Below are 20,144 nucleotides of genomic sequence, written 5' to 3'. Positions count from 1 at the left end.
CGGAGATGAAGAAGATCTGGGTCCTCGCGGCCCTCCTCGCCGGGCTGCCGGTCGGGGTCACCACCCCGGCGCACGCGGACAACGTCCTGGCCAACGCCGGGTTCGAGAGCGGTTCGCTCACCCCCTGGTCGTGCGACGGCGGATCGGTCGTGACCAGCCCGGTGCGGACGGGCGGCCACGCGCTCGCGGGCGGCGTGACGGCCGGGAGCACCGGCCAGTGCACGCAGACCGTGAGCGTGAAGGCGAACACCGCGTACACGCTGTCGGCCTGGGTGCGCGGCAGCTACGTGTACCTCGGCGTGACCGGCGGGGCGTCCACCTGGACGCCGTCCGCCGCCGACTTCACCAAGCTGTCGGTGGCGTTCACGACCGGGGCGAGCCAGACGTCCGTCCAGGTCTACCTGCACGGCTGGTACGGCAACGGCGCCTACTACGCCGACGACGTCGCCCTGGACGGCCCCGGCGGCGAGCCGCAGCCCGGGGTGCCCGGCGTGCCCCCGGCACCGAAGGCCGGCGCCGTCACCGACGACTCGATCGCCCTGCAATGGGGAGCGTCGTCGGGCACGGTCACCGGCTACCGCGTCTACGAGGGCGCCACGGCCAAGGCCACGGTGACCGGGACGAGCACCACGATCTCGGGTCTGGCGGCGTGCAGCTCGCACACCTTCACGGTCGCCGCCTACAACGACGTCGGGGAGTCGGCGAAGTCCGAGGCCGTCAGCGCGCGTACCGGCGGCTGCACCGACACCGGGCTCCCCAAGCACGCGCTCATCGGCTACGTGCACGCGAGCTTCGCCAACGGCTCCGGCTACGTGCGGATGGCGGACGTCCCCGACGCGTGGGACGTCATCGACCTCGCGTTCGGCGAGCCGACGTCCCCGACCTCCGGCGACATCAGGTTCACGCGCTGCCCGGCGAGCGAGTGCCCGAACGTGGAGAGCGACGAGGAGTTCGTCGCCGCGATCCGCGCGAAGCAGGCGCAGGGCAAGAAGGTGCTGATCTCGATCGGCGGCCAGAACGGCCAGGTGCAGCTCACGACGGCGGCCGCGCGGGACGCGTTCGTCCGGTCGGTGTCGGCCATCATCGACAGGTACGGGCTGGACGGCCTGGACGTCGACTTCGAGGGCCACTCGCTCTACCTGAACGCGGGCGACACCGACTTCCGCAACCCGACCACCCCGGTCATCGTCAACCTGATCTCGGCGCTGAAGTCGCTGAAGGCGAAGTACGGGTCGAAGTTCGTGCTGACGATGGCGCCGGAGACGTTCTTCGTGCAGGTCGGGCACCAGTTCTACGGCGGCGCGGGCGGCGGCGACAACCGGACGGGCGCGTACCTGCCGGTGATCGACGCGATGCGGGACGACCTGACCGTCCTGCACGTCCAGGACTACAACTCCGGCCCGGTGATGGGCCTGGACGGCCAGTACCACACCATGGGCGGCGCCGACTTCCACATCGCGATGACCGACATGGTGAAGGCCGGGTTCCCGGTCGCGAACACCGGTCGCACGTTCCCCGGCCTGCGTCCCGACCAGATCGGCATCGGTCTGCCCGCGGCGGTCAGCGCCGGCAACGGGTACACGCCGCCCGCCCAGGTGCAGCAGGCGGTGAACTGCCTGGCCAAGGGGCAGGGCTGCGGCTCGTACACGCTGCGCGGCGGGACGTCCCCCGACCTGCGCGGGCTGATGACCTGGTCGGTCAACTGGGACCGCTACTACGGCTGGGAGTTCATGAACAGCCACGAGCCCTTCCTGAACGGCCTCCCCTGACCGGCCGCCCTGAACGGCCTCTCGCAGCACCCCACCCCACCGGAAGGAAACCCATGCCATCCACCCGTAGGAAGGCAGCCGCGGTGGCGGCCGCCGTTCCGGCCGCGTCCGCGCTGGTCGTGCTCGGCACGGCGACCGCCGCGAGCGCGCACGGCACCATGTCCGACCCGCCCAGCCGCGTGTACGTGTGCAGCCAGGAGGGGCCGGAGAACCCGACGTCGGACGCCTGCAAGGCGGCCGTCGCGGCCAGCGGCACGCAGGCCTTCTACGACTGGAACGAGGTGTCGCTGCTGGACGCGGGCGGACGGCACCGGGAGATCATCCCGGACGGGCAGCTGTGCAGCGCCGGGCGGGCCAAGTACCGGGGCCTGGACCTCCAGCGCGCGGACTGGCCCGCCAAGCCGATGAGGGCCGGCCAGCAGACGATCACCTACCGCGCGACCGCGCCGCACGGGGACAGCAACTTCGAGTTCTACATCACCCGCGAGGGCTGGGACCCGACGCAGCCGCTGCGCTGGGGCGACCTCGTCCCGCTGGCGAGCTTCACGCACCAGTACCCGTCCGAGTACACCAACTGGACGCTGAACATCCCGCCCCGGACGGGCCGCCACGTCCTGTACTCGATCTGGCAGCGGGTGGTGGGCAGCCAGGAGGCGTTCTACACCTGCTCCGACGTCGACTTCGGCGGGACCACCACCCCGACGCCGACGCCCACCCCGACCCCGACGCCCACGCCCACCGAGACGCCGACCCCCACCCCCACTCCCACCCCCACCGGGACGCCGAGCGGCACCTGGAAGGCCGGGACGTCCTATGCGGTGGGCGACCGGGTGACCTATGACGGCATCACCTACGAGTGCCGCCAGGCGCACACGGCGATCGCGGGCTGGGAGCCTCCGGCCACGGCCGCGCTCTGGCAGCCGGTCTGACGAGCCCGCCACGATGAGGCGCGGCCTGACGACGTCCGGCTCGCTGGCGCTGATCGCCGCGTGCGTCGTCCTGCTCGCGGTCCAGTGCGGGGCCGGCGGCGGTCCGCCGTCGCCGGTCCCCGTGCAGGCGCGCGGCGGGACCGGGTTCAACGCCACCGACGTCATGTTCCTGCAGATGATGGTCCCGCACCAGGGCCAGGGCGTGCGGCTCGCCCGGCTGGCGCGCGGCCATCCCGTCCGCCCCGAGGTCGCGACGCTGGCCGCCGCGATCGAGACCACGCAGCTCGCCGAGATCAGGGACATGGCGGGACGGCTGCGCGGCTGGCACCGGCCGCCGACCGCCGACCCGCACTCCCGCGAGCACGACCTGCACGGCGGGATGCCCGCGACCACCGACGCCGAGCTGAAGGCGCTGGCGCGGACGCCGCCGGACCGGTTCGAGCGCACGTACCTCAACCTGCTGATAGCCCACCAGGACGACGCCGTCCAGCTGGCGCGGCTGGAGACCGGCAAGGGCGAGGACGCGTGGACGAGGCGGCTCGCTCAGCGCGTCGACCGCTCCCGCTCGGCTCAGATCGCGCGGATGCTGGCGCTCCTCGGCTCCCCGACCCCGAAGAACCTCCCCCAGAAGTAGGTGTTCGGCATGCGCAGATTAATCGCGGTCCTCACGGCCTTCGTCGTCGTCGCGGCCTTGGCCGTCGCGCCCGCGCGGGCGGCCGACCGGCTCACGGCGGTCTTCAGCCTGTCCGGCACGACCGGGAAGTACGTGGTCGGCAATCCCGGGACGGCCGACGTCAGCGGCTGGAAGCTCGTCTTCGAGCTGCCCGCCGGGGTGACGGCGAGCAACCCGCAGAACGCCGCGCTGTCGCAGAGCGGCACGAAGGTGACGCTGACCCCGGCGTTCTACATCAACACGGTGAAGGCGGGCGGGAGCACCGAGCCCTACAGCCCCACGTTCACGCTCAGCTCCCCCGCCCAGCCGACGAGCTGCACGGTCAACGGCGCGAACTGCGACGGGACGGGCGAGCCGCCGCCCGCGCCCACCGGGATCACCGCGGACTACACGGTCAGCGGGACGCGGGCCAAGTTCGTCGTGGCGAACCACACCGGCGCGTCGATCAGCAACTGGTCCGTCGTGTTCGACCTGCCCGCGGGCGTGACCGCGAGCAGCGCCGACAACGGGACGGTCAGCCAGAGCGGCACGACGGTCACGCTCAGCCCCGTGTACTACAACTCGACGATCGGGGCCGGGCGGACGACCGAGCCCTACAGCCCGACGTTCACCGTCAGCAGGTCCGGCGCCGAGCCGACGAGCTGCCGCGTCAACGACGCCAGCTGCGACGGCGCCCCGGACACGCCGCCGAGCGCCCCGGCCGGCCTGAAGTCCACCGTGAAGACGACCAGGACCGTCTCCCTGGCCTGGGACGCGGCGAAGGCGGGCAGCCTGCCGGTCACCGCGTACGAGGTCTACAACGGGTCGGCGCTCGCGGCGACCGTCCCCGAGACGAGCGCGACGGTCACCGGCCTCACCCCCGACACCGAGTACACGTTCACGGTGAAGGCCCGCGACCGGAAGGGGAACCTTTCCCCCGCCGGCGCGCCCGTCACCGTCAGGACCAACGACCCGGCCGCCGACACGCAGGCGCCGTCCGTCCCGTCCGGGCTGCACAGCACGGGCAAGGACTCCGCCAGCGTGAAGCTCGCCTGGACGGCCTCGTCCGACAACACCGGCGTCGCGAACTACGACATCCTGGTGGACGGGAAGGTCGCCACGACCGTGCCAGGGACGAGCGCCACCGTCGCGGGGCTGTCACCGTCCACCGAGTACGCCTTCGCCGTCCGGGCGCGCGACCTGTACGACAACCTGTCGGCGGCGAGCGCGGCGGTGAAGGTGACGACGGACGACGTGGTCTCCGACGGGTACGCGCGCGTCGGCTACTTCGTCCAGTGGGGCATCTACGGCCGCCAGTACTTCGTGAAGAACCTCGACACCACCGGAAACGCCGCCCGCCTCACCCACATCAACTACGCGTTCGCGAACATCGACCCGGTCAACCTGACATGCCTGCAAGGCGTCACGAAGGGCACCACGTCCGACCCGCAGGACCCGAGCCAGGGCGACGGCGCGGGCGACGCCGAGGCCGACTACGGGCGCCCGTTCAGCGCCGCCCAGTCGGTGGACGGCGTGGCCGACACGGGCTGGGAGAAGCTGCGCGGCAACTACAACCAGCTGAAGAAGCTCAAGGCCAAGTACCCGAAGCTGAAGGTGCTCATCTCGATCGGCGGCTGGACGTACTCGAAGTACTTCTCCGACGTCGCGAAGACCGACGCGTCCCGCAAGAAGTTCGTCGCGTCCTGCATCGACACCTACATCAAGGGCAACCTGCCCGACTACAACGGCGCGGGCGGGCCGGGCACCGCCGCCGGGATCTTCGACGGCATCGACCTCGACTGGGAGTGGCCCGGTGCCGAGGGGCACCCGGGCAACCACGTCGGCCCGGACGACAAGCACAACAACACGCTGCTCATCGCGGAGTTCCGCCGCCAGCTCGACGAGCTGACCGGGTCGACCGGCAAGCGGTACCTGCTGTCGGCGTTCACCCCCGCCGACCCGGCGAAGATCGAGGCGGGCTGGGAACTGGCCGAGGTCGCCAAGTCCATGGACGTCTTCAACATCCAGGGCTACGACTTCCACGGCGCGGGCAGCGACAACTCCTGGGAGCCCAACCGGACGGGCCATCAGGGCAACCTCTACGCCGACACCGACGACCCGTACTCGTTCCACTTCAGCGTCGAGAACGCGGTGAAGCCGTACCTGGACGCCGGGGTCAACCCGCGCAAGCTGACGATCGGCCTCGCCTACTACGGCCGCGGCTGGCAGAACGTGACCGACGGCGGCAAGGGCGGCGAATGGCAGGACGCCAAGGGCGCGGCGCCAGGGCAGTTCCAGGAGGAGGCGGGGACGCGCGGCTACGGCAACCTGCTCGCCAGCGTGCCCAACTGCAGGATCGTCCACGACGAGCAGGCGGTGGCGACGTCCTGCTACACCGGCGACAACGGCCAGTGGTGGACGTTCGACGACGCCTGGTCGATCCAGAAGAAGACCGCCTGGCTGCGGAGCAGGAACCTGCTCGGCGCCATGATCTGGGAGATGTCCGGCGACCCCGGCGTCCTGACCAAGGCCCTCGACGACGGCCTGAAATGAGCCCAGGGCCGGCGTCGCTGCCCCGCTCGCGGCGCCGGCCCTGTTCCATCCCCGGGATCAGGACGCGCGAGGACGGACATGAAACTGCGCCATCCTCCCCAACGGGCGGGGACCGGCGGTCCCGCGTGCGTCTGGCGCGTAGACGGGGGTCACACGGGGCCGCCGGGGACTCCCGGCAAGGACCTGGAGCCTTACCGCAGCTTATTGGCGCTACGCCAATAAGACAAGAGCCGCGCCCCGCCGGGCACGTGGCCTCGGAAGACTCTGCTATGCGTCCTCACCAGCGATCGAGGTGGAGGATCTCCTCCAGCGGGACCCGCGGGGCCGGACGGAAGGTGTCGCCGGTGTAGTAGGCGGTGGGGATGAGCGCGCCCTGGCGGACGTCCTCGGGCAGGCCGAGCAGCTCGGCGACCTCCCGCTCGTACATCAGGTGCAGGGACGTCCACGCGGTGCCGAGCCCGCGGGCCCGGGCCGCGAGCGCGTAGTTCCAGACCGCGGGCAGCAGCGAGCCCCACAGGCCCGCCTGGTTGCCCTCCGGCAGTCGCCCGCCGGGGACGTGCAGGCACGGGATCACCAGGACCGGCACGTCGCCCATGCGCTCGGCCAGGTGGGCGGCGCTCTCCCCGACGCGGCGCTGGACCTCGGCGCGTTCCGGGTCGTCCTGGTAGCGCGCGGCGCCGGTGCCGCCCGCCTGCGCGTAGGCCTCGAACGCGCGCCGGTAGTGCTCGCCGATCGCGGCGCGGGTGCCGGGGTCGGTGACGACGATCCACTGCCAGCCCTGCCGGTTGCTGCCGCTCGGCGCCTGGACGGCGATCTCCAGGCACTCGCGGACCAGCTCCATGGGGACGGGACGGTCGAGGTCGAGGCGCTTGCGCACGGTGCGCGTCGTGGTCAGCAGCTCGTCCGGGCTCAGCGGCGGCGTCGTGCGGCTCTCATCGGTCGTCATGTCCCCCATCGTCCCCAGGCGCCCCGGGGCTACCCACCGCCGGGGCCCAGGGGCCGGCGGGATCAGTCGGCCTCGATGACCGGGTTCAGGAAGACGTCCTTCGCCTCCTGCGGGGTGAGGTCGGTGCGGCCGGTGAGGTCGTTGCGCGCGTCGGTGAACCGGAACCGGTAGCCGCCGGGCGGCAGGTGGCCGATCTCCCACCAGTTGCCGTCGAGGTCCTTGAGGTAGAAGGAGTAGACCCCGTGCTGGCGGACGGGCTTGTTGAGCTCCTTGACCCCGTACTCCTCGGCCACTTCCGCGATCCGGCGGTAGGCGTCGTCCACCTCGCCGTCGCTGCCCACGTCGATCCCGTTGTGGTAGAGCAGCGGCATGTCGGGGCGGTCGGGCTTGGACTCCACGCACACGTACGTGTGGTCGCCGCCGAGCCGGGCGTAGAGCACCGCCACCATCGGCTGGACGACCTCGAGGCCGAGGACCTCCTCGTAGAAGCGCCGGGTCGCCGCCACATCAGTGATCTTGAGCGTGCCGTGCGAAAGGAAACGCGACTTGATCGCGGGTTCTCTGGTCGAGCGGTGCGTGATCGCAGGCATTGGCCCTCCAAACCGCCGCTTTCCAGGCGACGCACAGGAAACCGTTCTCGTCCATTTCACGGCAGATATGCGTTTCAGGGAAGACCTGAGTTCGATGGTAGAGATGAGGTAAGAGCTACTACTCTGTCGGAATGCTTCCCGCCTTGGGGGTTTCCCCCGCATCGTCCAGACTTGGGTGGCTCGATGCGCTGCGGGGGGCCGCGGCCCTGGCGGTGGCGCTGCACCACGCCAGCTACGTGTACCTGCCCGACCTCCGGGTGCGGATCGCCGACTGGTTCGATCCCGGCCTCTTCGGCGTGCTGGTGTTCTTCCTGGTCAGCGGGTACATCGTGCCCGCCTCGCTGGAGCGGCGCGGCAGCGTGCGCGGATTCTGGGTCGGCCGCTTCTTCCGCATCTACCCCCTGCTGGCGGTGACGTGCTTCCTCGCCGTCCTGCCGTTCCTGCTGGGCGTGCTCGGCCTCAGGGCGGGCCTGGAGGAGTACTCCCCCGCGACGGCCGTCCTGGCGCACGCGACGATGCTGCAGGACGTCCTGAACGTCCCGAACGCGATGAACGTGCTGTGGACGCTGTCCTACGAGATGGCCTTCTACCTGCTGGTCGTCGCGCTGTTCGTGGTCGGCGGGAGCCGCCGCTCGGCGCCGGCCGCCGTCGTCCTCACGGTGGTCGCGCTGGTGGCGGTCGCGCTGACGGCGACCGGGCTGCTGACGGGCGCGTACGCCCCCGCGGCCCTGCTGTCGCGCACCGCGGGCACGGGCCCGGTGGTCGCGGTGACGGTGGCCGCGCTGGCGGTGGCGGTCCCGGCGGCGTCGTCCCGGCGCCCCGCGCCGCGGATCGCGGGCGGGCTGCTCGGCGGGCTGCTCGCCCTCGCGCTGGTCGCGGTCAACGGCCGCGTCGGCGCCTGGGAGGGCCTGCTCATGCTGGCGGCCATGTTCACGGGCACCGCCGTGCACCGCGCCGAGCACGGCCAGACGACGCGGCGCGCGGCCGGGGCGTCGTGCGCCGCGGTCCTGACGGGCGCGCTCGCCGCCGGGACGTGGAACGCGGCCCCCTACGGCCGGAACGCCCAGCTCGTCTGGTGCGGCGCGGTACTGGCGGCGGCCGCGACGTTCGCGGCGGCCTGGCGGCTGCGGCACCGGCGCTTCCCCGCGTGGGCGACCGGTCTCGGCACCATCAGCTTCTCGGTGTACCTCCTGCATCCGCTGCTGCTGATGGTGGCGGCGCAGTTCTTCGACGTCTCCGGACGCGAGGACGCGGCCGGCCTCGCCCTCTTCCTGCTCGTGCTGATCGCGGTCAGCTGGGCCTCGCAGCGCTGGATCGAGGCGCCCGCGCAAAGGCTGGGAAGGCGCCTCGCCCGCTCGCCCGCACCGGATCCGCGGATGGAGCAGCACGCACTCGCGTCCTGATCCGAACGGTCAATTGACCGCGAAGCAGTTAATGGCATGCGGGAATTTATGGTGCTCTGTCACCATGGCGCGGTGAACATCTGGCTTGAGGCATTGGTCGTCCGGAACACGCATCGCATTCCCGCGCCCTCCGGCCCGTCCGGAGAAGGGGCGGCGGTGGCGCGGCAGTTCGACGCCGCGCTGATGTCGGCCGGCTTCAAGCTGTCGGGGGACGTCCTGCGCGCGCTGTCGGGGCTGTCGGAGCAGACCGTCCGGAGCCTCGCGGTGCGGACGCTCGCGACCGTCCGCGACATGGCGGGCGACCACGTCCGGCACAACTCCTACTTCCGCGACTTCCCCCGCAACGTGCCCGACACCCTGGACTTCTGGCTCGGGCTCCTCCACGAGACGATGCAGGACGCCGACCTCGCACCGGCGGCGCGCGAGTCGCTGCGAGGCGGCGTCCTCGACCTGCTGACGCTCAAGGGCTACGGCCGCTACCAGCACACCTACGAGGAGATGCTGGCGGCGCAGGACGAACTGGTCGCCGCCGCGAGCGACCGGGTGACCGTCCTGCACCTCGGGCGCGGCCTCGAAGAGGAGGCCGCGGAGCTCTACCTGCGCCTCGCGGAGAGCACCACCCCGCTCGGCGAGGAGGACCTCGACACGCTCGGGAAGCTCGCCGCGCACCACATCTCCGGCCCGCACCCGGAGCGGATCCCCGTCCGGGAGAACCGCGCCGTCGTCAACCGGGTCCGCCTCGCGCTCGGCGCCGAGCCGCTCGTCGACACGGTCACCGACGTGCTGCGCCTGGCGTGCGCGCTGTCGGACGGCGACGTGACCCTCCAGGAGCCCACGCGGTTCGCGTCGATGCCGCGTCCCACGCGCCGGGCGCTGCTCGCCGCGCTCGACGGCGTGGTCCGCGACGACCCCGGCAAGCTCGGCGACGTCGCCGCCTGGCGCGAGCCGTGGAAGCGGCTCGGCGAGCGGCTCCACCCCCACGAGTACCCGAAGTGGGCGGGAGCGGCGGACGTGTTCGCGGTCGCGCGCGGCGAGAAGAAGGCGCCGTCGTTCGCGGCGCGCTTCGAGGCGCGCCTGGCGTCCGGGGACGTCGCGGGCGCCGCGCGCGTGGCGGCGGGCGCGCCCGGGATGCTGTTCCGGTCCCTGGACCGGCTGCTGCGCCTCGCACCGGACTCCCAGGACGCGGTGCTCAAGACGGCCGAGTCGGTGGCCGGCCGCGTGTCGGGACGGGTGCTGCTGTCGGTGCGGGAGCACCTGCTGAACCGCGCCGCCGAAACCGGGGGGACGCGGCTGTTCGCCAACCGGCTCGGCCTCGGCGTGGCCATGCCCGACACCCGCCCGCCCCTGGACACCGCCGCGGTGGAGCGGCTCTCGGCGCTGCTGGACGAGGAGATCCGCGGCCGACTCCCGTCCGTCGGGCACCTCGTCGTCGCTCCGGACGCGCTCGACGTCGCGCTGCCGCTCAGCGGGAAGGCCGCCGGGAACGGCCTCGGCGTCCTGCCGCGCGGCTCGGTGTCGCCCGTCGACGGCGCCCTGCTGCGGTTCTTCGTCTACTGGCGGCAGCACGAGACGCGGACGGACTTCGACCTTTCCGCGCTCATGCTCGACGACGACTACGACAACCCGGAATGGCTGTCCTACACCAACCTCACGAGCGTGGCGGGAGAGCATTCCGGCGATATCACCGACGCCCCCGAAGGCGCCTCGGAGTTCATCAACCTGACCCTGGCCAAGGTCAAGGCGCGGTTCATCGTGCCGCAGGTGAACATCTACTGCGGGGAGGGCTTCGAGGACGTCGAGGAGTCGTTCTTCGGGTTCATGCTGCGCGACGCGGAGCAGAAGGGCCGCCCGTTCGAGGCGCGGACCGTCCGGATGAAGTCGGAACTGCGCGGGCCCGGCCGGGTCGCGCTCCCGCTGGTGTTCCTGCGCGGCGACGACGGCCGGTGGAGCGCCAAGTGGCTGCACCTGCACCTCAAGGGCGGGACGAACTTCAACCGGGTCGAGAACAACCGGGTGACGACCTCGATGCTGCTGCGCGGGATCGTGGAGCGCCGCTTCCTGACCGTCCGCTACCTGATGGACCTCCTCGGCGCCGAGAAGACCACCCTCTGGGACGGCACGGCGCCCGGCGGACCGGTCACGTTCATCGGCCTGGAACGCCCGGAGGGCCTGCACGAGGACTCGGTGGTCTACACACCGGAAAATCTGGGTGACCTTGTCCCGGCCTGACTGCTAAGGTGAATATGCGAGGCCATGAAGGGGCTTCCTTCTCATACTTCTAGATGATAACCAGCCCTTTCGCTTTCCTCGCTTTCGACAGAAACGGGCGCGCCTTCCGGTGCGCCCTTTCTGTTTTCCGGCACCTTTGTCCGCCACCTGGCCCGCCCCCGGTGCGGGGGCCATAGTGGTTCCGTGAGCGAGCATCGGGCGGACAACCCGTGGGGCCCCGAGGCCATGGCGACCGGGATCGTGGCGGTCGGGCTGCACCTCGCGGGCCTCGTGTGGGCGGCGCGCGTGCTGCTGGCGGTCACCGCTCTCCTTTGGGTCGTCCTCGCGGTGGTGTTCGGCGGGCTCGTCGCGGGCGGCGGCGCGCGCCTGCGGGAGGAGACGTCCACGCCCGCCGCGCTGACGGCCGTGGCGGCGACGGGCGTCCTCGGCGACGGCGCGGCGACGATCTCCCGTCCCGTGGCGGCCGCGGTCCTGCTCGGGCTCGCGGCCGTGCTGTGGGCGGTGCTGCTGCCGCGCGTCCTGCGGCGCCTCGGCCGGCGCGTGCCCGGCTCCGCGTTCATGCTGACGGTCGCGCTCGGCATGACCGCCGTCAGCGCGATGACGGCGGGGAAGACCTGCGACGTCCCCTGGCTCGGGACGCTCGGCGAGGTCCTGCTGTGGCCCGCCGTCATCGTGTGGGCGGTCGTCGCGGCCGGCGCCGTGCGTCACGCGATGGCGTCCGCCTCGGACTGAGGCCGCTGGCGCCGCTCGCCCTCCTCCTCGGCGCGGGGCCGCGGCAGGAACGGGACGATGGCGGTGCCGGCGGCGGTGATGGCGGCCGCGACCACGAACGCGGCGGAGTAGCCGTCCACGAGGTCCGGCCCGGCGTGCGCGGCGGTGGTGCCGAGGACGGTGAGCCCGATCGCGCCGCCGATCGTGCGGGAGGTGTTGACGACGCCCGCGACCGCGCCCGCCTCGGCGGAGGGCACCCCGCTGGTCGAGGCCTCCACCAGCGGCGTCATCAGGAGGCCGAAGCCGAAGGCCATGGTCGCGCCCGGTCCGAGGATCGCGGTGAGGAACGTTCCATCGGCGTCCAGCACGAGGCTCTGCCAGGCGAACCCGGCCGCGGCCAGGAGCCCGCCGACGCCGGCGAGGCGCCGGACGCCGAGCCGCGCCATCAGCGGCGGCGCGAGCCGCGACCCGAGGATGATCCCCGCCGTGTGCGGAAGGAACGACAGGCCGGTGCGGACCGCGCTGTAGTGCAGGACGTTCTGCATGTAGAGCGACAGGAAGTACCAGAGCGCGAAGCCCGCCATCGTCGCGACGAGGGTCGCGAGGTTGCCGACCGCGACGCTGCGCAGCCGGAACAGCCGCAGCTGGACGAGCGGCTCGGGGGCGCGCGACTCGACCGCGACGAACGCGGCGAGCAGGACGACGCCCGCGCCGAGCGGGAGCACGCCCCTCCAGCCGTGGTCGCCGATCTCGCCGATGCCGAACGCGAGCAGCCCCACGCCCGCGGTGACGAGGACGGCGCCGGGCAGGTCGAGGCGGCGGCGCCCGGCCGTCTCGCGCTCGGCGCGCAGCCAGCGGGCGGCGATCACGGCGAGGACCGCGCCGACCGGGACGTTGATCAGCAGCACCCAGCGCCAGCTCAGGTAGTCGGTCAGCAGCCCGCCGACGAGGCCGCCGGTCGCGCCGCCAGCGGTGCCGACGGCCGTCCACGTCGCGATCGCCTTCGTCCTGGCGGGGCCCTCGGGGAACGTCGCGGTGACGAGCGACAGCGTGACGGGCGCGAGGATCGCCGCGCCGAGGCCCTGGAACGCGCGGGCCGTGACCAGCATGGCGCCGTCCTGCGCGAACCCGCCGGCGAGGCTGGCGAGGGTGAACAGGCCGAGGCCGGCGAGGAAGACGCGCTTGCGGCCGTAGAGGTCGGCGGCGCGCCCGCCGAGGAGGAGGAACCCGGCGAAGGCCAGCATGTAGGCGTTGACGACCCACTGCAGGCCGGTGACGCCGAGCCCGAGGCCCTCGCGGATGTGCGGCAGGGCGACGTTGACGACGGAGATGTCGAGGACGACGAGGAACTGGCCGATCGACGCGGCGAGCAGCGCGGCCCACCCCGGGGTCGTCGCCGTGGCCGGCCGCGCCGTCGCCTTGGCGTTGAGGTCTGCTGCGGTCATGCGTCCATGCTGGCCGCCGGGCGGGCGCGGCGCGTCGGTCGGCGGTCCCGGTCGGTGACGTCCGATCGGCCTAGGACCCGGGCCCGGTCCGGGGGCGGTTCCGTCGGGTTCTCCGCTGACCGCCCGCGTGCGATCGGGAGGGCCCACGCGACGAGAAAGGGCGCCCACCCGTGTCGGGTGGACGCCCCTTCCGTGGCTCGGATCAGGCGCGGCCGAGGTCCCGGATGGACACGATGGACGCGGCCTGGAACTCCTTGTGGCCCTTGCCGTCGGCCTTGACCGAGGTCTTGCAGGTCTTGGTCCGGCTACCGCCGGACCGGCTCAGCACGAACCCTTGGACAGGATGCTGACCTTGTTCGGGTTGCTGTTGTCGATCTTCTTGTGGCCCTTCTTCTTGGCGGGGGCCACGAAGCACTTGTTGAAGCGCGTGCCGTTCTCGCGGACGAACTCCAGCTCGATCGCGCGCTTCTGGGAGCAGTGGTTGTTGTAGTAGACGGTCGTCGAGACGTTGCCGTCGCCCCAGGAGATGTTGATCTTCTTCCCCTTGGGGGACTTGCACTTGGCGGACTTGTGGTGCGTCGCGTTGACGGACACGCCCCCGTCCGGGCGGGCCTGGGCCGACGCCGCGGCCGGGGTGACGAGCACGCCCGCGGCCAGTCCGGTGCCGACGAGGGCCGGGATGAGCTTGCGGTACTTCACGTGATCCCCTTTTCGTGAGTCCAGCAGCACGCCCGCGCGACATTGGTCCGGTCGAGGTGACCGGAACCGGCCGTGCGGACGGACCAAGGTTGGCACCGGGCGCGCCGGACCCGCAAGCGATCTTGGTCCGGCCGGGCGCGGCGCGGCGGAAGCGGAAGGAACCGTTCCGCAACAAAGATCATCACAGGTCATGAAAGGCTTCCGGGGCGCCCGGGAGAGCCCGCGGGCCCTGGCGTGAAATGGCCTCGGTGTGAGATGAATCTCCTCGGCGCAAGCGGGTACCGCTGCTTGCGCACCCAGTGCGTCACAAGGTGTTAACCCGGATGTGTCGGAAACAAAGGGACGCACGGAGGGTGACCATCCGGAGGGTTGATGCAGGACTCCCCAGGCGACGAGGACATGGACAGGATCACCGGCGATGCACGGATCGTCCGCGAGGTGTTCGAAGCGATCCCGGCCGCGGTGGCCGCGGTCGAGAATCCCGGCGACTACCGCCTGGTCGCGGTGAACGCCGCCTACCGCGCGCTGGTGGCGCGGGACGAGGTCCTCGGACGCTCCGCCTCCGAGCTGTTCCCCGAGTTCGTCGCCCAGCAGCTGTTCGAGCTGCTCGAGCGCCCGTTCCGCACGGGGGAGACCGTGACGGCGCGGGAGTGGCGCGTCCAGCTGCCCCGCGCGACCGGTGACGACGAGGACGTCTACATCGACTGCACGATCGTCCCGCAGAAGTCCCCCACCGGGGAGGTGGTCCGGCTCGTGGCGTTCGCGCTGGACGTCACCGAGCGGGTGCGGGACCGGCAGGCGGCGCGGCGGCGGGCGGCCGAGGCGGAGCGGGACCCGGGCGAGCCCGTCGACGTCGTCGGCGTGCTCCAGCGGCAGCTGCTCCCGGCGGGCCTGCCGATCCTGCCGGGCCTCCAGCTCGGCGGCAGCTACCTGCCCGCGGGCGGCGGGACCGCCGCGGGCGGCGACTGGTTCGACGCCGTCCCCCTGCCGGACGGCCGGACGGCCCTCGTGGTCGGGGACGTGGCAGGGCGCGGCGTCGAGGCGTCGGCGGCGATGGGGCGGATCCGCTCCGTCCTGGAGGACCGGCTCGACCACAGCGGCGACATCGGCGAGGCGCTCGCCGCCGTCGACCGGCTGGCGTCGCGGCTTCCGGCCGCGCGGGCGGCGACCCTGTGCGTCGCCGCCCTAGACCCCGCCGACGGGCGGCTGACGTACTGCACGGCGGGGCATCCGCCGCCGCTGCTGATCCCGTCCGCGGGCCCCGCCCGGTTCCTGCGCTCGTCGGGCGGCGGGCCGCTCGGCTCCGGGACCGGCTTCCCGCTCGCCGAGGACCACCTGGACGTCGGCGACCAGCTCCTCCTCTACAGCGACGGAATCGTGCGCCGGTCGGGCGAGGAGGTCGTGGCCGGCACCGCCGAGCTGGCGCGCGTCGCCGCGGACGTCGCCGCCGGCCGGGTGCTGCGCGAGGACTGGCTCGCCGCCGTCGACCGCCTCACGACCCAGACGCTGGAACTGCTGGTCAGGACGTCCGGGCATGACGACGACATCGCGCTGCTGGCCGCGCAGCGGACCGCCCCTCCGGCGCCGCTGCTGCTGGACCTGCCGGCCGAGTCGGAGGCGATCCCCGCCGCCCGCAAGGCGCTCGACGAGTGGCTGTACGACCTCGGCACCCGCGCCGAGGACGTCATCCTGCTGCGCCACGCGGTCGGCGAGCTGGTCACCAACGCCGTCGAGCACGCCTACAACGGCACGCCCGGCGCCGTCCGGGTGCGGGCCGAGTGCACCGGGCGCGGCATGGTGGAGGTCGAGGTCGCCGACGACGGCCACTGGCGCGAGCCGTGGCAGCCCACCGAGGACCGCGGCCGCGGCCTGGCCATGGCGAGCGACTTCGCCGACGACCTGCACGTCGAGACGGGGCCGCGCGGGACGACGGCGACCGTCCGGCACCGGCTGACCCGCCCGGCGCGGCTGCTCACCGCCGGGGAGGTCGCGCCGCCGCCCGCGTCGGACGACCTGCCGGAACTGCTGCTGATCCTGGAGCAGCCCACATCGGGGCCGCAGCGGATCCGGCTGGACGGCCCGGTCGACTCCGCCACCGCCGAGCAGCTGCGCGAGGAGCTCGTGGTGCGCACCCGCGGCGGCACCACCCCCCTCACCGTCGACCTGACCGGCGTCACCCACCTGTCCAGCGCCGGCGTCGCCGTCCTCTTCGAGGCCGAGACCCGCACCGACGCCCCGGGCCGCCCGTTCCTCCTCTACGCCCCAACGGGCAGCCCCGCCCAACACGTCATGTCGATGGTCGCCCTCCCCCACACGACGACCGAACCCGGCTAGTCGACCACGTGACGCCGCGCGAGGTGTCGGCGGCCAGCCGCTGGAAGAACAGGAACCCGGTCCCCGACCCGTCCCGCGCGGAGCCCTCGCGCACCGCCGCCGCGACCCCGGGCACGTCGGCCAGCGACATCCGTCCGAGGTCGGTGACCAGCAGCGGCAGGTGCGGCGCCATGGCCTCGACGAGCCCCTGCACGCGCCACGACTGCGCCGCGTGCAGCTCGTCGGTGGTGAGGCCGACGAACTGCAGGAACGCGATGTCCCCGAGCGCCGTCTCCGCCCGCCCGAGCTCCGGGTCGAGCACCAGCGCCCCGGCCCGCACGGCCGAGTCCGGCCGCTCGGGATCGAGCCCGTCCGGGAACTCGATGCAGTGCCCTGGCCGGAAGTCGTTGCCGCTCTTCACCACGTACGACGCCAGGTTCTCCAGATGCCCCATCGCCCAGCGGCCCCATCGGCCGGTACGGCACGGGCGCGTCCCACTCCAACCGCTCCGCGTCCCCGTACCGCGCCTTGAGCACCCCGTCGATCGCGTTCCACCCGTCCAGATTGAGCATCCCGTCCCTTACACCCCAACCCGACGCACCAACCCCGCCCACGGTTCAGACGTCACCGGGGGTGTAGGCCGTCCAGGATGAGTTGGGCGATTCGGGCCGAGCGGTCGCGGCTGGTCTCCGCGCCGGCGTGGCGGATGGCGGCGAAGGCTCCGGCGACCAGGGCCATCACCTCGTCGGCGGTGATATCGCCGCGCACGACGCCTGCCGCTTGGGCCCTTGCGAGCAGCTCTGCGACATGGCGGGTGAGGTCTGCCGCGACGTCCGGGGCGGCGGTGCGCAGGTCGAACTCGGCGGCCTCGAGCGCGCTCTTCACGGCCACGTTCTCGGCGCCGGAGGCCATCATCCGGGCCAGCAGCGTGAACACCGCTTCAGGATCGCCGGTGGCGGCGAGCGTCTCCGCCTCCTTGACCAGCCCTTCCAGCATGTCGGTCGCGACGGCGAGATACAGCTCTTCCTTGGCCGGGAAGTGCCGGTGGACGGTCCCGGGGCCGACACCCGCGCGGCGGGCGATCTCGTCGAGCGAGACGCCCAGGCCTTCCGTCGCGAACAGCCGCTGAGCGGTCCGCAGGACCCGCTCGCGGTTGCGGCGCGCGTCGGCCCGCAGCTCCCGGTCGCGCCGGGGAGCCGCCGGCGGCTGGGGCTCAGGTGGCTGGCTTGGCATGTCGGCATCAGCATAACCGGGGCGGCACACCGTATAGTCTGTGATTAACCGGGGCGGCGCACCGCTTAGGCATGCCGCCCATGACCGGCCACAAGGAGACGAAGCCGATGACCACACGCGAGGACGCGACCGCCCTGGTGCGACGATTGCAGGAGTGCTTCAACAGCCGGCGATTCGACGAGGCCGCCGCCCTGCACATCCCTGACTTCTTCAGCCACCCTCTCGGCACCACCGGATTCGAGGCGGGCAAGGCGGCCTGGACGGCACTCGTCGCCCGCTTCCCCGACATCCGGGTCGTCGCCCGGGACATCCTGGTCGACGGCGACAGGGCGGCCGTCCGCTCGACCGTCGAGGGGCTCCCCCTACCGAACGGCGACACGCAGCCCGAACTGTTCGAGATCTTCCGCTTCGAGAACGGCCGCTTCGCCGAAATGCGGGGCGCCAGCACAGGCTTCCCGACCATGACCAGCCCCAAAGAGCTACTCACCTAGTGCGCTGACCGGCGCTCTTGATCGGAGTCGGACAGAGGGCCGCGACTTGCCGAGCTTGTACGATCTCGGACTGTGCGAGTTCTCGTCGTGTGCAGGTTCCCGGCATGAATGTCGACGACCGGACCCGGATCCGCTTCGCGTCAGAGGCGGATGCGGCCGAGATCGCGCACATCCACCTGACCTCCCGGTCGGCGACAATGCCGTACCTACCTCCCCCAGAGCACAGCCACGACCAGGTGGTCGCCTGGATAAGGGACGTCCTGCTCAAGCAATGCCGCGTCTGGGTAGCCGTGCGCGACACGCAGATCAACGGCTACGCGGCCCTCGACCGCGACATGCTCGAACACCTCTACCTGCGCCCGGACATGCGCCGGCAGGGCATCGGAACACTCCTGCTCGATGAGGTAAGACGGCACAGCCCTGGCGGAGTGTCCTTGCGCGTCTTCCAGCAGAACACCGAGGCCCGCGCGTTCTACGAGCACCACGGCTTCACCGTCGTCGACACCAACGACGGCACCCGCAACATGGAGAACCTCCCCGACATGACACTCCACTGGCAACCGGACAGCAGGCCATAAGCCGGGCGGCGCCGCCCACTACGTCCGGGCCGGACGGAAGCTGGAGATACCTCCTGAGCCATCAGCTGATGCGGGCGAGGGTTTCGCGTACGTTCTGGAGCGTCCGGTCGTCCGGGCCGCGCAGCCGCTCCAAGTCGGCTGCCAACTCTTGCAGTACGCGGGCAGCGGCCGCGTCGCGTCCGGCACCATGGAGCAGCAGACCCAACTGGCGGCGGTGCTCCAGGACTCTCTCGTCGTCCTTGCCGAAGAACCGGGCCTCATCGCCAATGAGGTCTTTGAGCTGGGCCAGGGCCCGGTCGATCTCGCCGCCGAGCGCCCGGCTGTTGGCCTCCTGGAAACGGAGCCGGAGGGCGGTCTCGGAGCCGTTGCCGTCACGCCGGGCCGCGCCTTCGGCGAGGGCATGGAAGGCGGAGGCCGCGGCCGCGTAGTCCCCGGCGTTGAAGAGCACGTCGGCCAGTTCGCCCCGGAGCGCGATCACCTCGGAGTGCTCGCCGCCGAGGGCGCTCTCGGCTCGTGCTGACGTGCGGCGGAGGGTCCGTGCCGCCTCCTCGAAGCGTGACTCGCGCATGAGCCGCTCGGCGCTGCGCCGGGCCCGAGCCAGGTCGCCGAGGCTGAACGAGTCCGCGGGCTGCTTCGCCCCGGTTGGTTCGGGCGCGGGCGCGGCCGGGCCGGGCGCGGTCCCGGAGCGGCTCGCGAGCGTTCGGCCGGCGATGTCGGCGTACATGCGGAGGGGGCTGCGTCCGGCACGCACGGCTCCCGGCAGTTCCTCCAGGCCGGACGTGTACGGGTACAGGACGTCGAAGACCTCGTCGGCGGATGCGGGCCGGGCCTCCGGCGCCTTGGCGAGCAGCCGCCGGACGAGGGCGTCCAGGTCGGGCGGGACGTCGCCGCGCAGGCGGCCCACGGGAACCGCGTCCTCGTAGATGTGGGCGTGCATGAACGAGACGCGGTCGGTCGCCTCGAACGGGCTGCGGCCGCTCAGCATCTGGTAGAGGACGCACCCCAGCGCGTAAAGGTCGCTCGCAGGGCCGGACCGCCCCCTGAACTGCTCGGGTGCCATGTAGGCGAGGGTGCCGAGCGCCTGGCCGGTGCTGGTGAGCCGGGACCTCTCGTCGGCGTCCAGGGCGACCGCGAGGCCGAAGTCCAGGACCTTGACCGCGCCGTGCACGTCGACCATCAGGTTGCTCGGCTTCAGGTCCCGGTGGACGAGCGATTTGCCATGCGCGTTGCTGAGCACGGCGCAGACCTGCGCGGCGATCGCGGCGGCCCAGCCGACTGGAAGGGGGTCGTGCTCGGCGACCAGGTCATCGACGCTGACGCCCTCGACCAGTTCCATGACGAGGTAGAGACGTCCGTCGAAGGGACCGCCCGCGACCTTGTCGGCGTCGTAGAGGACGGGCACCCCGGGATGGCCCATGCGCGCGGTGAGCTGGGACTCCCTGACGAACCGCCGCACCAGTTCCGGGTCGTCGCCGAACCGGACGAACTTGACGGCCACGCGGCGTCTGAGCCGGGTGTCGGTGGCGCCCCAGACCTCGCCCATCCCGCCCTTCCCGATGTGGACGGGGTCCAGTGCGTAGCGGCCGGCGATGGTCGTCACGGC

The 20,144-nt window shown here is 72.2% G+C and carries 18 protein-coding genes; 10 read left to right on the top strand and 8 right to left on the bottom strand.

Going from position 1 to position 20,144, the window contains the following annotated elements; all coding sequences use genetic code 11:
- The first annotated feature begins 5 nt into the window (after positions 1-5).
- From AB0C21_RS10635 to AB0C21_RS10620, 4 genes are read left to right on the top strand one after another with little or no spacing between them, the layout of a single operon-like run.
- On the top strand, positions 6-1,769 hold the full coding sequence (locus tag AB0C21_RS10635; protein ID WP_500203775.1) for a chitinase: 1,764 nt from the start codon (positions 6-8) through the stop codon (positions 1,767-1,769).
- 53 nt (positions 1,770-1,822) lie between these two features.
- Positions 1,823-2,698 (top strand): lytic polysaccharide monooxygenase, encoded by an 876-nt coding sequence (locus tag AB0C21_RS10630; protein WP_500203774.1) that lies wholly within the window; start codon positions 1,823-1,825, stop codon positions 2,696-2,698.
- Positions 2,699-2,711: 13 nt separating this feature from the next.
- Complete coding sequence (locus AB0C21_RS10625) at positions 2,712-3,332, top strand: DUF305 domain-containing protein (protein ID WP_500203773.1); 621 nt, start codon at positions 2,712-2,714, stop codon at positions 3,330-3,332.
- A gap of 9 nt (positions 3,333-3,341) precedes the next feature.
- A complete protein-coding gene (locus AB0C21_RS10620; protein ID WP_500203772.1) occupies positions 3,342-5,903 on the top strand; it encodes a glycosyl hydrolase family 18 protein in 2,562 nt (853 codons plus the stop codon).
- 277 nt (positions 5,904-6,180) lie between these two features.
- Here AB0C21_RS10620 and AB0C21_RS10615 read toward each other — a convergent pair whose 3' ends face one another.
- Entirely contained in the window at positions 6,181-6,849 is a 669-nt protein-coding gene (locus AB0C21_RS10615; protein WP_500203771.1) for a nitroreductase family protein, read from the bottom strand.
- Between the two features lie 62 nt (positions 6,850-6,911).
- Positions 6,912-7,439, bottom strand: coding sequence for a VOC family protein (locus AB0C21_RS10610; protein ID WP_500203770.1), 528 nt, complete (start codon positions 7,437-7,439; stop codon positions 6,912-6,914).
- Between the two features lie 143 nt (positions 7,440-7,582).
- On the opposite strand from AB0C21_RS10610, the gene AB0C21_RS10605 reads away from it, so the two are divergent.
- The 3 genes from AB0C21_RS10605 to AB0C21_RS10595 all read left to right on the top strand — a co-directional run bounded on the left by AB0C21_RS10605 (position 7,583) and on the right by AB0C21_RS10595 (position 11,803).
- A complete protein-coding gene (locus AB0C21_RS10605; protein WP_500203769.1) occupies positions 7,583-8,842 on the top strand; it encodes an acyltransferase family protein in 1,260 nt (419 codons plus the stop codon).
- A gap of 72 nt (positions 8,843-8,914) precedes the next feature.
- Positions 8,915-11,071, top strand: a complete 2,157-nt coding sequence (locus AB0C21_RS10600; RefSeq protein WP_500203768.1) for a TerD family protein — start codon at positions 8,915-8,917, stop codon at positions 11,069-11,071.
- A 183-nt stretch (positions 11,072-11,254) separates the two neighbouring features.
- Positions 11,255-11,803 (top strand): hypothetical protein, encoded by a 549-nt coding sequence (locus AB0C21_RS10595; RefSeq protein ID WP_500203767.1) that lies wholly within the window; start codon positions 11,255-11,257, stop codon positions 11,801-11,803.
- On the opposite strand, the gene AB0C21_RS10590 is transcribed toward AB0C21_RS10595, so the two are convergent.
- The 3 genes from AB0C21_RS10590 to AB0C21_RS10580 all read right to left on the bottom strand — a co-directional run bounded on the left by AB0C21_RS10590 (position 11,776) and on the right by AB0C21_RS10580 (position 13,926).
- A complete protein-coding gene (locus AB0C21_RS10590) occupies positions 11,776-13,227 on the bottom strand; it encodes a DHA2 family efflux MFS transporter permease subunit (RefSeq protein ID WP_500203766.1) in 1,452 nt (483 codons plus the stop codon). The two genes, AB0C21_RS10595 and AB0C21_RS10590, sit on opposite strands and share 28 nt — an antisense overlap.
- Before the next feature lie 202 nt (positions 13,228-13,429).
- Positions 13,430-13,555 carry a hypothetical protein gene (locus AB0C21_RS10585; RefSeq protein ID WP_500203765.1) on the bottom strand — a complete coding sequence of 42 codons (126 nt, stop codon included), beginning with the start codon at positions 13,553-13,555 and terminating at the stop codon, positions 13,430-13,432.
- A complete protein-coding gene (locus AB0C21_RS10580) occupies positions 13,549-13,926 on the bottom strand; it encodes a hypothetical protein (protein WP_500203764.1) in 378 nt (125 codons plus the stop codon). The genes AB0C21_RS10585 and AB0C21_RS10580 overlap by 7 nt, the downstream gene beginning before the upstream one ends.
- A 372-nt stretch (positions 13,927-14,298) precedes the next feature.
- Between AB0C21_RS10580 and AB0C21_RS10575 the strand changes: the two genes are divergently transcribed.
- Positions 14,299-16,260 carry a SpoIIE family protein phosphatase gene (locus tag AB0C21_RS10575; RefSeq protein WP_500203762.1) on the top strand — a complete coding sequence of 654 codons (1,962 nt, stop codon included), beginning with the start codon at positions 14,299-14,301 and terminating at the stop codon, positions 16,258-16,260.
- Here the strand turns inward: AB0C21_RS10575 and AB0C21_RS10570 are convergent.
- Both AB0C21_RS10570 and AB0C21_RS10565 read right to left on the bottom strand, forming a co-directional pair.
- Complete coding sequence (locus AB0C21_RS10570; RefSeq protein WP_500203761.1) at positions 16,214-16,693, bottom strand: suppressor of fused domain protein; 480 nt, start codon at positions 16,691-16,693, stop codon at positions 16,214-16,216. The genes AB0C21_RS10575 and AB0C21_RS10570 overlap by 47 nt on opposite strands.
- 170 nt (positions 16,694-16,863) lie before the next feature.
- Positions 16,864-17,472 carry a TetR/AcrR family transcriptional regulator gene (locus AB0C21_RS10565; protein ID WP_500203760.1) on the bottom strand — a complete coding sequence of 203 codons (609 nt, stop codon included), beginning with the start codon at positions 17,470-17,472 and terminating at the stop codon, positions 16,864-16,866.
- A 107-nt stretch (positions 17,473-17,579) separates the two neighbouring features.
- Here AB0C21_RS10565 and AB0C21_RS10560 point away from each other — a divergent pair, with 107 nt between their 5' ends.
- The gene (locus AB0C21_RS10560; RefSeq protein ID WP_500203759.1) at positions 17,580-17,963 is read left to right on the top strand and encodes a nuclear transport factor 2 family protein; all 384 of its coding nucleotides are present in this window, start codon (positions 17,580-17,582) and stop codon (positions 17,961-17,963) included.
- A gap of 104 nt (positions 17,964-18,067) precedes the next feature.
- Positions 18,068-18,541 (top strand): GNAT family N-acetyltransferase, encoded by a 474-nt coding sequence (locus AB0C21_RS10555; RefSeq protein WP_500203758.1) that lies wholly within the window; start codon positions 18,068-18,070, stop codon positions 18,539-18,541.
- 61 nt (positions 18,542-18,602) lie between these two features.
- Here the strand turns inward: AB0C21_RS10555 and AB0C21_RS10550 are convergent, their stop codons facing one another.
- A complete protein-coding gene (locus AB0C21_RS10550; protein ID WP_500203757.1) occupies positions 18,603-20,141 on the bottom strand; it encodes a serine/threonine-protein kinase in 1,539 nt (512 codons plus the stop codon).
- Positions 20,142-20,144 lie beyond the last annotated feature (3 nt).

Origin of the sequence: Spirillospora sp. NPDC049024, assembly GCF_040649235.1 — a bacterium.
Lineage (GTDB): Bacteria > Actinomycetota > Actinomycetes > Streptosporangiales > Streptosporangiaceae > Spirillospora.
The sequence above is the reverse complement of the archived record's forward strand: the minus strand, read 5'-3'. Positions and strand labels throughout refer to the sequence as shown.

Coding starts and splice junctions, on each gene's coding strand:
- AB0C21_RS10635 (WP_500203775.1), top strand. CDS start 6: ATGAAGAAGATCTGGGTCCTCGCGGCCCTCCTCGCCGGGCTGCCGGTC.
- AB0C21_RS10630 (WP_500203774.1), top strand. CDS start 1,823: ATGCCATCCACCCGTAGGAAGGCAGCCGCGGTGGCGGCCGCCGTTCCG.
- AB0C21_RS10625 (WP_500203773.1), top strand. CDS start 2,712: ATGAGGCGCGGCCTGACGACGTCCGGCTCGCTGGCGCTGATCGCCGCG.
- AB0C21_RS10620 (WP_500203772.1), top strand. CDS start 3,342: ATGCGCAGATTAATCGCGGTCCTCACGGCCTTCGTCGTCGTCGCGGCC.
- AB0C21_RS10615 (WP_500203771.1), bottom strand. CDS start 6,849: ATGACGACCGATGAGAGCCGCACGACGCCGCCGCTGAGCCCGGACGAG.
- AB0C21_RS10610 (WP_500203770.1), bottom strand. CDS start 7,439: ATGCCTGCGATCACGCACCGCTCGACCAGAGAACCCGCGATCAAGTCG.
- AB0C21_RS10590 (WP_500203766.1), bottom strand. CDS start 13,227: ATGACCGCAGCAGACCTCAACGCCAAGGCGACGGCGCGGCCGGCCACG.
- AB0C21_RS10575 (WP_500203762.1), top strand. CDS start 14,299: ATGCAGGACTCCCCAGGCGACGAGGACATGGACAGGATCACCGGCGAT.
- AB0C21_RS10570 (WP_500203761.1), bottom strand. CDS start 16,693: ATGGGGCATCTGGAGAACCTGGCGTCGTACGTGGTGAAGAGCGGCAAC.
- AB0C21_RS10565 (WP_500203760.1), bottom strand. CDS start 17,472: ATGCCAAGCCAGCCACCTGAGCCCCAGCCGCCGGCGGCTCCCCGGCGC.
- AB0C21_RS10560 (WP_500203759.1), top strand. CDS start 17,580: ATGACCACACGCGAGGACGCGACCGCCCTGGTGCGACGATTGCAGGAG.
- AB0C21_RS10555 (WP_500203758.1), top strand. CDS start 18,068: ATGAATGTCGACGACCGGACCCGGATCCGCTTCGCGTCAGAGGCGGAT.